This window comes from Methylobacterium sp. WL119 (genome assembly GCF_008039875.1).
Taxonomy (GTDB): Bacteria; Pseudomonadota; Alphaproteobacteria; order Rhizobiales; family Beijerinckiaceae; genus Methylobacterium.
On record NZ_VRUU01000148.1, the window covers coordinates 1 to 8629 of the forward strand.

An 8629-nucleotide genomic window follows, 5' to 3' on the forward strand; every position below is an offset into this window, starting at 1 on the left:
GCGCGCGGCCGACATCAGCGCGTCGCCGGCGACCCCGCCGAGCCCGGTCGGCAGCGGCCAGCGGGCGGTCGGCGGCAGGGCGCTGGCCACCGCGCTCGCGGCGCAGAAGCCGATGATCCACAGGGCGATGCGCATGCCGCCGTTCGGCAGGTCGCGCTCGCGCATCAGCCGGACGCCCCACAGCGCCGGCGGCAGCACGAAGGCGAGCGCGCCGAGCCCGAGGATCTGCATGGCGAGATCCGAGACCACCGCCCCGGGCTGGCCGAGCACGTTGTGCGCGACGTGGTCGGTGGCGTGGTTGAGGCTCGGGTCGTCGATCGACCACGTCGCGAGGGCGACCGTCAGCGCGATCGCGCCCGTGAACAGGACGAGCCCACCGAGTTCCGTCAGCCGCCGCGCCAGGAACGGGCGCAGCGTGTCGACGAAGGTATCGTAGGGCGACGCGGAGCGGCGAAGCGAGCGCATGCGGGACCGGACGCGAAAGGAGACTCTGCCCCGGAGGCTAGGCGCCTTACGTTAACGCGCATTTAAGGTTGAAAAATCCTTCACGTCCCGGGCTTTGCCCTTGCGAGGACGGCCCGGATCGGAAACGCTTCCCTTTCCCCCCGGCCGGGCCTCCGGGCCGCCTGGGAAGACCGACGATGCTTGCCCCCGCCGAGTTCGACGCCCTGGTCGACCTGATCTACGAAGCCGCCGTCGTGCCCGAGATCTGGCCGGAGGTGCTCGACCGGATCGCCGCCGCGACGGGGTCCGTCGGGGCCATCATCCTCGCCGAGGGGCGGCACGGCCCCCGGTGGCGCGCCACCGGCGCCCTCCTGACGCACCTGCCGGAGGCGATCGCCACCGGCCTGATGGCGGTGAACCCGCGCCCGGGCCGCGCGCTGGCGCTCGGCCATTCGGGCTTCGTCCACGACCTCGACCTGTTCACCCATGCGGAGATGGACGCGGACCCGATGTACGGGTTCCTGCGGGCCCGCGGCCTCGGCTGGTGCACCGGCGTTGCCATCCCGACGGTGGGGGAGGATGCCGTGATCTTCTCCTGGGAACGGGCCTTCGCGGCGGGGCCGTTCACGCCGGAGACCGTGCGCGCCCTCGATCCCCTGCGCGCGCACCTCGCCCGCGCCGGGCTGATCGCCGCCCGCCTCGGGCTGGCGCAGGCCCGCAGCGTCGTCTCGGCCCTCGACCTGCTCGGCCTGCCGGCCGCGGTCCTGTCACCGGGGAACCGGGTGATCGCCGCCAACGGCCTGTTCGCCGGCCTCGTGCCCTCCGTCGCCCAGGATCGGTCCGATCGCGTCCACCTGACGGACCCGCGCGCGGACGGCCTCCTCGTGCGCGCGCTCGCGGCGCCGGTGCAGGCCGGCGACCCGAACACCGTCGCCTCCATCCCGATCGCGGCGCGGGCCGATCGCGGTGCGATGATCGCCCACCTCGTGCCGGTGCGCGGGGCCGCCCGCGACGTGTTCGCCGCCGCGGCGACGATCCTCGTCGTGGCGGATCTCCGGCAGGGCCGGGCTCTTCCGGCGGAGCTGATGCAGGGATTGTTCGACCTCACCCCCGCCGAGGCGCGCGTCGCCCGCGGGCTGACGAACGGGCACACGGTCGGCACGCTGGCCGACGTGCACGGCGTCTCGTCGGCGACCATTCGCACGCAGCTGAAGGCGATCTTCGCCAAGACCGGCACCGCCCGCCAGGCCGACCTCGTCGCGATGCTCACCGGCGCGGCGATCGGGCGCGACCCGACCTGACCTTCGGGATCCCGCGGAACGCGCGCGCGGTGGTGCAAAACGCGTTTCGATATGGCAGACCGTCATCATGAAGATCGACGGCCGCCCCTACAGGACTATCTTCCCCGACGCGGACGGCGTCAGCGTCCAGGTGATCGACCAGACCCGCCTGCCCTTCGCCTTCGAGCTGCAGCGGCTGGCGAGCCTCGACGACGCCGCGCGCGCGATCCGCACCATGGTGGTGCGCGGCGCGCCGCTGATCGGCGTGACCGCCGCCTACGGCCTGGCCTTCGCGATGCGCGAGGATGCTTCGAATGCCGGCCTCGACCACGCGGTGGCGGCGCTGGCCGCGACCCGCCCGACGGCGATCAACCTGCGCTGGGCGCTCGACCGGGTCGCGGGGAACCTGCGCCAGGTCCAGGCGCCCGAGCGATTCGCCCGCGCCTTCGCCGAGGCCGGCCGCATCGCCGAGGAGGACGTGGCGAGCTGCCGCGCCATCGGCAACCACGGCGTCGGCCTGATCGCCGAGATCGCGCGGCGGACCGGCCGGACGGTCAACGTCCTGACCCATTGCAACGCCGGCTGGCTCGCCACCGTCGACTGGGGCACGGCGCTGGCGCCGATCTACGTCGCGCACGAGGCCGGCGTGCCGGTCCACGTGATCGTCGACGAGACCCGGCCCCGCAACCAGGGCGCGGCGCTCACCGCGTTCGAGCTCAACGGCCACGGGGTGCCGCACACCGTCGTCGCCGACAACGCCGGCGGCCACCTGATGCAGCACGGGCAGGTCGATCTCTGCATCGTCGGCTCGGACCGCACCACCGCGTCGGGCGACGTCTGCAACAAGATCGGCACCTACCTGAAGGCCCTCGCCGCCCACGACAACGGCATCCCGTTCTACGTGGCGCTCCCGTTCTCGACGATCGACTGGACCCTGCAGGACGGCGTTGCCGAGATCCCGATCGAGGAGCGCGACGCACGCGAGGTCACCCATCTCACCGGGCGGCTCGAGGATGGCGGCTTCGCCACGATCCAGGTGGTCTCGCCGGGCAGCCCGGTCGCCAACCCGGCCTTCGACGTCACCCCCGGCCGCCTCGTCACCGGCCTGATCACCGAGCGCGGCATCGCGCGGGCCGACGCCGAGGGCCTGCTCGGCCTCTATCCCGAGCGCCGCCGCGCCGCCTGAGCGGCGACCCGTCGACGAGCGCGCCCATGGCTTCGCCCCTCGCCTGCCAGCGGCACCTGTTCGAGATGCCGGCGGAGGTCGCCTACCTCGATGCCGCCGCCTGGACGCCGCTTCCGCGCAGCGTGCGCGAGGCGGGCGAGGCCGGCATGCGGGTGAAGAGCCTGCCCTGGGCCCATCCACGCTCCGAGGTGCCGCCCTGGACCGAGCGGGCGCGCTGCGCGGCGGCGGCCCTGATCGGCGCTCCGGCGGACGCCGTCGCCGTCGTCGGCTCGGTCGCCGACGCCATCGCGATCGCGGCGCGGGCGATCGCACCGGTGCCGGGCGGGCGCATCCTGCGCGTCGCCGAGGAGTTTCCGTCGCTCTGCCTGGCCTTCGACCGCCTCGCCGCGGAGGCCGGCATGGTGGTCGAGGCGGTGCCGCGCCCGGACGCCGGCGACTGGACGGCGGCGCTCCTCGAAGCGATCGCCCGCCCCGGTGCGCCGCCGCTCGCGGTCGCGACCGTCACGCCGCTGCACTGGGCGGACGGGACAATCATCGACCTCGACCGTCTCGCTCCGGCCGTCCGCGCGGCCGGCGCTGCCCTGGTGGTGGACGCGACCCAGGCGGTCGGCGCGATGCCGATCGACGTGGCTCGGCTGAAGCCCGATTTCCTGGCCTTCCCGACCTACAAGTGGGTGCTCGGCCCCTACAGCCTCGCCTTCCTCTACGCGGCACCGCATCGGCAGGAGGGACGGCCCCTCGCCGAGCATGCCGGGAACCGCCCGCCGGTCATGGGCGCACGCCGCTACGACCGCGGCGAATGCCACGATCCGGTCGGCCTGCCGATGGCGGCCACGGGCCTGGAACTCGTGGCGGGCTGGGGCGTGCCGGCGATCGAAGGCCGGCTCCGGGACTTGACCGACCGCCTCGCCGAAGGCGTGCAGGCCCTCGGCCTCGCGGTGCCGCTGCGCGCGCTGCGCAGCCCGCACATCCTGGGCGTCACGGTGCCGGGTGCCGCCGCCGAGGATCTCGTCGCGCAGCTGCGAAGGCGGAACGTATTCGTCAGCGCCCGGCTCGGCCGCCTGCGGATCAGCCCGCACGTCTTTGTCGACGAGGCCGACCTGTCCCGCATCCTGGCGGCGCTGGAGGCGGTGATGCCCGGTCGCGGCTAGAAATCGGCCCGCGGTCGGGCGGGAATGTCAGCGCCCGGGGCCCGTCGACCCGGCGGTGGCGAGGTTGCGGCGGGTCTCGGCCTGGCCGCTGACGTCGCCGAAATACTTGGTCGAATCGCCGAGCTGCACCGAAGGCTGGCAGTACGGCGTGCAGGAATACGAGTTCCGCTCCTCGGCGCCGCGCTGGATGGTGATCACCGAAGCCTGCGAGGCTTCCACCCGGATCGTCGTCTCGGCCAGCATCGCGCCGGCGGCGTCGAGGGCGATCAGGTTGGTCGCGCCGAAGCTCTTGCCGGTCAGCACCAGCACGCCGTTCTTCTGCAGCGTGACGTCGGCGATGATCGGGTTGCCGACGATCACCGTCTGCGTGCGCTCGGGCAGGCGCATGACCTTGGCGTTGTCGACCATCACCGTGACGACGGGCAGGGTTTCCGCCCGCAGCGCGGGGGCCGTCGCGAAGGCGAGCGCGACGGCGAGGGCGACGCCCGGCAGGCGCTTGGCCGAGCGGGCACGGGACGGGCGGTGGGGCTGGGTGAGGCGCATCGGCTGCTGAGACTCATCAATACGCTGGAGGCGCGTCGCGCGGGCGTGGTGCCTGCAGAGCGGTGCGACGCGCCGAGGCGCGCATCCCGTTCGCCTCCAGGCAACACCTTATTGGTGAAGGAACCGCTAAGCCGGCGCCGTGGCGGAGCGCCGAAGACTTGACGCTTTCTTCACCATGCGGGCGGTCGTGCCTCGATTTAGCGCTTTCGCGGACCGACTTAACCGAATGGCAAGGCGGGTTCGGCATCCTCCATCTGCCGCCGATCGAAACAACAGATCTTCGACGGTTACCTCGCAAGTGTTTCGACCAAGGATTGAAGCCATGAAGACCATGTTCAAGAACTTCGCTTCGGACGAGTCCGGCGCCACCGCGATCGAATACGGCATGATCGCCGCCCTCGTCGCCGTGGTCATCATTGGCACGCTGTCGACCCTGGGCTCCAAGCTGAAGAATACCTTCACGAGCGTCTCGAACCAGCTCGTCCAGTAGTTCGGCTTCGCGTCCATCGGAAACGGCGCAGTCGGCGGCAACGTCCCGCTCTCCCGGCCCTCCCACGGGAGGCGGCCAGGGGATCGGGGCTCGGGCCGACGGACCGTCACGGCGGACACGGGCCGTAAGTCGGGGTGCGGTGCTTCCCTCGCGGGCGCGCATGCCCTGCCCCGCCGCGGGCCAAAGCCGATCCCGCCCCCGCGGGATCGGCTTCGCGTCGTCCGCGATCTCGGGCCCGTGCGTCCGGGCGCGGCCTGGATCGGAATTTGCGGTTTCTTCACGCCCGCGCCCGACACTCGCGACTTGGACACCCCATCGACGGTCGAATCGACCGCGATCGCAAGGATGATGGCAACGGTCATGGCAAGCGTGATGGCTAGCACCGGTCTGGCGAGCTTCGGCCTCCTGATCGTCTTCCCGTTCTTCATGGCCTACGCCGCGGCGAGCGACCTTCTCACGATGTTGATCCCGAACCGGATCTCGCTGGCCCTCATCGCCGGCTTCTGCGTGGTCGCCGCCACCGGCCTGTTCAGCCTTCCCGAGATCGGGATGCATCTCGCGGCCGGCGCGCTGGTGCTCGCCGTCACCTTCACCCTGTTCTCGCTGGGCAAGATCGGCGGCGGCGACGCCAAGCTCGCGGCTTCGACCGCGCTCTGGATCGGGTTCGACCAGCTTCTCGACTACCTGCTCGTCGCCTCGATCCTTGGTGGAGCGCTGACGCTGGCGATCCTCCTGGCACGCAGCCATCCCCTGCCCTCCGTCGTCGCCCGCCTGCCCTTCGCGCTGCACCTGCACGACGCGAAGACCGGCATCCCCTACGGCATCGCGCTCGCAGCCTCCGCGCTGGTGATCCTGCCCGAGACCCTGGTCTGGACCCGCGCCCTCGGCGGCTGAGCCCCGAACCGAGCTGCCAGCGGCACCGACTGACGATGAAGATCGGCGCGACGGGCGGACGACCGCGTTAGGCGGCCGGAACCGCGTCATTCACCGTGCCGTCCGGTCAGACCGTCCTCGGACAGCGGACGAAACGCGATGGTCATGCCTTCTTAACCCTAATTTGAGGAATTCGGCCCTAACGTCGGTCAACGGGCGGCAACCCTGCCGTTCCATGCTTTGGCCCGACGATGAAACCAGCGCGTCTTGCCGTCCTCGCCATCGCCCTCGTCGCGGGCGGTGGAGCGGCTTTCCTGATGAGCGGCGGCGATCCGCCGCCCCCGCCCGTCGTCAGGGTCGAGGCGCCCGCGCCGCCGACGACCGAGGTGCTGGTCGCGGCTGCCGAGCTGCCCATGGGTCAGGTGCTCCAGGTCGCCGACCTGCGCTGGCAGAAATGGCCCGACGACGCGCTGACCCCCGGCTACATCACCCGCAAGGACGTGCCGAAGGCGCTGGAGGAGACGGCCGGCGCGACGATCCGCTCGGCCTTCCTGGCCGGCGAGCCGATCCGCCCGCAGAAGCTCGTGCGGCCCGACAGCGGCTTCATGGCCGCGATCCTGCCCTCCGGGATGCGCGCCGTCGCGATCGTCACCGACAGCCGCGGCACCAACTCGGCCGGCGGCTTCATCCTGCCCAACGACCGGGTGGACGTGATTCGCACCTTCCGCGACGAGGACAATTCCAAGGCGACCGGCAGCGACGTGCAGGTCTCTCAGACCATCCTCACCGACGTGCGCGTGCTCGCGGTCGGCCAGCTGATCCAGGAGAAGAACGGCACCAACGTCGTCACCGGCGAGACCGCGACCCTCGCCCTGACCCCCGGCCAGGCCGAGAAGATCACGCTGGCCCAGAAGGTCGGCTCCCTCTCCCTCGCCCTGCGCAGCCTGGCCGATTCCGGCCGCCCGCCGGAAGCCGAGGCCGCGCCTCAGGAGGCGGCCCTGACGGTGATGCGCTTCGGCGTCAGCCGGCAGCAGACCCGGTGAGCCCCCCGATGCCCGAACCGCACGACGAGGTGCAGCCGATGACGGATTCCGGACCGACGCTCGCCGGCCATCCCGCGAGCCCCCTCACCCATCCTCTGGCGAGCCCGCTCGCCGGCCTGCTCGCCCTGCTGACGGCCTTCGGAACCGCTCCGGCGGCGGCGCAGGAGCGCGCGGTGCTTGGGCCCGCCCCGGTCCTGTCCGTCGGGCAGGCGGAGGCGAGCACGACCCGCAAGATCGAGCTGACCGCGGGCCGCTCCGTGATCGTCGACCTGCCGCGCGACGCCAAGGAGGTGTTCGTGGCCAACCCGGCGGTGGCCAACGCGGTGGTGCGCTCGACCCGCAAGGTCTTCGTCATCGGCATGGCCGACGGCGCGACCTCGATCTTCATCCTCGACGCGGAAGGCCGCCAGATCGCGGCGCTCGACGTGACGGTGGCGCGCGACCTCAAGCTTGGGGCGCTGCGCCAGCTCCTGGGCCAGAGCATTCCCGGCGGCCGCTTCGACGTGCGCGTCACCGGCGATTCGATCCTGCTGTCCGGCTCGGTCGGCTCCTCGTCCGAGGCGCAGCAGGCGATCGACATCGCCAACGCCTTCGTCGGCGTGTCCGGCGGCGCCGCCGGCGGTGGCGGCGCCGGAGCCCGCGGCGCGGTGATCAACAACCTGACGATCCGCAACAAGGACCAGGTGATGCTGCGCGTCACCGTGGTCGAGGTCGCGCGCACCGTCCTCAAGCAGTTCGGGATCAACCTCAGCGGCAGCTGGTCGGGGCTCAACCTCGCCAACGTGACGCCGCTCTCGCTCTCGGGCGGCCAGTTCCCGGCCGGGAACCTGCTCTCGGGCACGATCAACGGCACCGGCGGCGCGAGCATCACGGCGACGCTGCGTGCGTTCGAGCAGGCCGGCGTCTCGCGCGTTCTCGCCGAGCCGACGCTCACCGCGATCTCGGGCGAGTCGGCGAACTTCACCGCCGGCGGCGAGCTGCCGGTCCCGTCGAGCCAGAGCTGCACGCCGAGCCTCGTCGCGGGGACCCAGCCGACGTGCGTCGTCGGCATCTCCTTCAAGCCCTACGGCGTCACCCTCAACTTCACGCCGGTGGTGATGGCCGAGAACCGCATCTCCGTGCGCGTCGGCACGTCGGTGAGCGAGATCGACCCACAGAACTCCTACTCGTTCGTCAGCGGCAACACGACCTCGGCCGTTCCGGGCCTGACGGTGCGCAAGTCCGAGACGACGGTCGAGCTCGCCTCGGGCGCCACGATGATGACCGCGGGCCTGATCCAGCAGAAGAGCAAGGCGGCGATCAACGGCCTGCCCGGCCTCGTCAACCTGCCGATCCTCGGTGCCCTGTTCCGCTCGCGCGACTACCAGCGGCAGGAGACCGAGCTGATGATCATGGTCACCCCCTACATCGCCAAGGCGATGGAGCCCCGGCAGGTGACGCGCCCCGACGACGCCTTCGTCGACGCCACCGACGGCCAGGCGATCCTGCTCGGGCAGATCAACCGGGTCTACGGCACCGCCGGCACCGCTCCGCTCGGGCGCGGCTATCGCGGCCGCGTCGGCTTCATCACCGACTGATCCTCGCCCCGCGGTGCCCCGCCCCGCGCGACTTCCCTCCTC

At 71.9% G+C, this 8629-nt stretch carries 9 protein-coding genes; 7 read left to right on the forward strand and 2 right to left on the reverse strand.

Annotated features, from left to right (window positions below; all coding sequences use genetic code 11):
• A partial coding sequence (locus tag FV227_RS26685; RefSeq protein WP_187274965.1) for a DNA translocase FtsK 4TM domain-containing protein occupies nt 1-465 on the reverse strand: 465 nt, incomplete at its 3' end.
• Between the two features lie 176 nt (nt 466-641).
• Here FV227_RS26685 and FV227_RS26690 point away from each other — a divergent pair.
• The 3 genes from FV227_RS26690 (at nt 642) to FV227_RS26700 (ending at nt 4061) form a co-directional block, all read left to right on the forward strand.
• Nucleotides 642-1745, forward strand: a complete 1104-nt coding sequence (locus tag FV227_RS26690) for a LuxR C-terminal-related transcriptional regulator (protein ID WP_147727589.1) — start codon at nt 642-644, stop codon at nt 1743-1745.
• Between the two features lie 67 nt (nt 1746-1812).
• The gene (gene mtnA, locus FV227_RS26695) at nt 1813-2910 is read left to right on the forward strand and encodes an S-methyl-5-thioribose-1-phosphate isomerase (RefSeq protein ID WP_147727590.1); all 1098 of its coding nucleotides are present in this window, start codon (nt 1813-1815) and stop codon (nt 2908-2910) included.
• A 26-nt stretch (nt 2911-2936) separates the two neighbouring features.
• On the forward strand, nt 2937-4061 hold the full coding sequence (locus tag FV227_RS26700; RefSeq protein ID WP_147860299.1) for an aminotransferase class V-fold PLP-dependent enzyme: 1125 nt from the start codon (nt 2937-2939) through the stop codon (nt 4059-4061).
• A gap of 27 nt (nt 4062-4088) precedes the next feature.
• Here the strand turns inward: FV227_RS26700 and FV227_RS26705 are convergent, their stop codons facing one another.
• Nucleotides 4089-4604 carry a pilus assembly protein N-terminal domain-containing protein gene (locus FV227_RS26705; RefSeq protein WP_147727591.1) on the reverse strand — a complete coding sequence of 172 codons (516 nt, stop codon included), beginning with the start codon at nt 4602-4604 and terminating at the stop codon, nt 4089-4091.
• Nucleotides 4605-4926: 322 nt separating this feature from the next.
• Here FV227_RS26705 and FV227_RS26710 point away from each other — a divergent pair, with 322 nt between their 5' ends.
• The 4 genes from FV227_RS26710 to FV227_RS26725 all read left to right on the forward strand — a co-directional run bounded on the left by FV227_RS26710 (nt 4927) and on the right by FV227_RS26725 (nt 8587).
• On the forward strand, nt 4927-5094 hold the full coding sequence (locus FV227_RS26710; RefSeq protein ID WP_147727592.1) for a Flp family type IVb pilin: 168 nt from the start codon (nt 4927-4929) through the stop codon (nt 5092-5094).
• A 345-nt stretch (nt 5095-5439) separates the two neighbouring features.
• Nucleotides 5440-5988 carry a prepilin peptidase gene (locus FV227_RS26715; protein ID WP_147727593.1) on the forward strand — a complete coding sequence of 183 codons (549 nt, stop codon included), beginning with the start codon at nt 5440-5442 and terminating at the stop codon, nt 5986-5988.
• Between the two features lie 230 nt (nt 5989-6218).
• Nucleotides 6219-7010: a Flp pilus assembly protein CpaB gene (gene cpaB, locus FV227_RS26720; RefSeq protein ID WP_147727594.1), complete on the forward strand. Its 792-nt coding sequence runs from the start codon at nt 6219-6221 to the stop codon at nt 7008-7010.
• A gap of 8 nt (nt 7011-7018) precedes the next feature.
• Nucleotides 7019-8587, forward strand: coding sequence for a type II and III secretion system protein family protein (locus FV227_RS26725; protein WP_246686591.1), 1569 nt, complete (start codon nt 7019-7021; stop codon nt 8585-8587).
• Nucleotides 8588-8629 lie beyond the last annotated feature (42 nt).

Excerpts from the sequence above, each read along its gene's own strand:
- FV227_RS26690 (WP_147727589.1), top strand. The coding sequence starts at position 642 with ATGCTTGCCCCCGCCGAGTTCGACGCCCTGGTCGACCTGATCTACGAA.
- mtnA (WP_147727590.1), top strand. The coding sequence starts at position 1,813 with ATGAAGATCGACGGCCGCCCCTACAGGACTATCTTCCCCGACGCGGAC.
- FV227_RS26700 (WP_147860299.1), top strand. The coding sequence starts at position 2,937 with ATGGCTTCGCCCCTCGCCTGCCAGCGGCACCTGTTCGAGATGCCGGCG.
- FV227_RS26705 (WP_147727591.1), bottom strand. The coding sequence starts at position 4,604 with ATGCGCCTCACCCAGCCCCACCGCCCGTCCCGTGCCCGCTCGGCCAAG.
- FV227_RS26710 (WP_147727592.1), top strand. The coding sequence starts at position 4,927 with ATGAAGACCATGTTCAAGAACTTCGCTTCGGACGAGTCCGGCGCCACC.
- FV227_RS26715 (WP_147727593.1), top strand. The coding sequence starts at position 5,440 with ATGATGGCAACGGTCATGGCAAGCGTGATGGCTAGCACCGGTCTGGCG.
- cpaB (WP_147727594.1), top strand. The coding sequence starts at position 6,219 with ATGAAACCAGCGCGTCTTGCCGTCCTCGCCATCGCCCTCGTCGCGGGC.
- FV227_RS26725 (WP_246686591.1), top strand. The coding sequence starts at position 7,019 with ATGCCCGAACCGCACGACGAGGTGCAGCCGATGACGGATTCCGGACCG.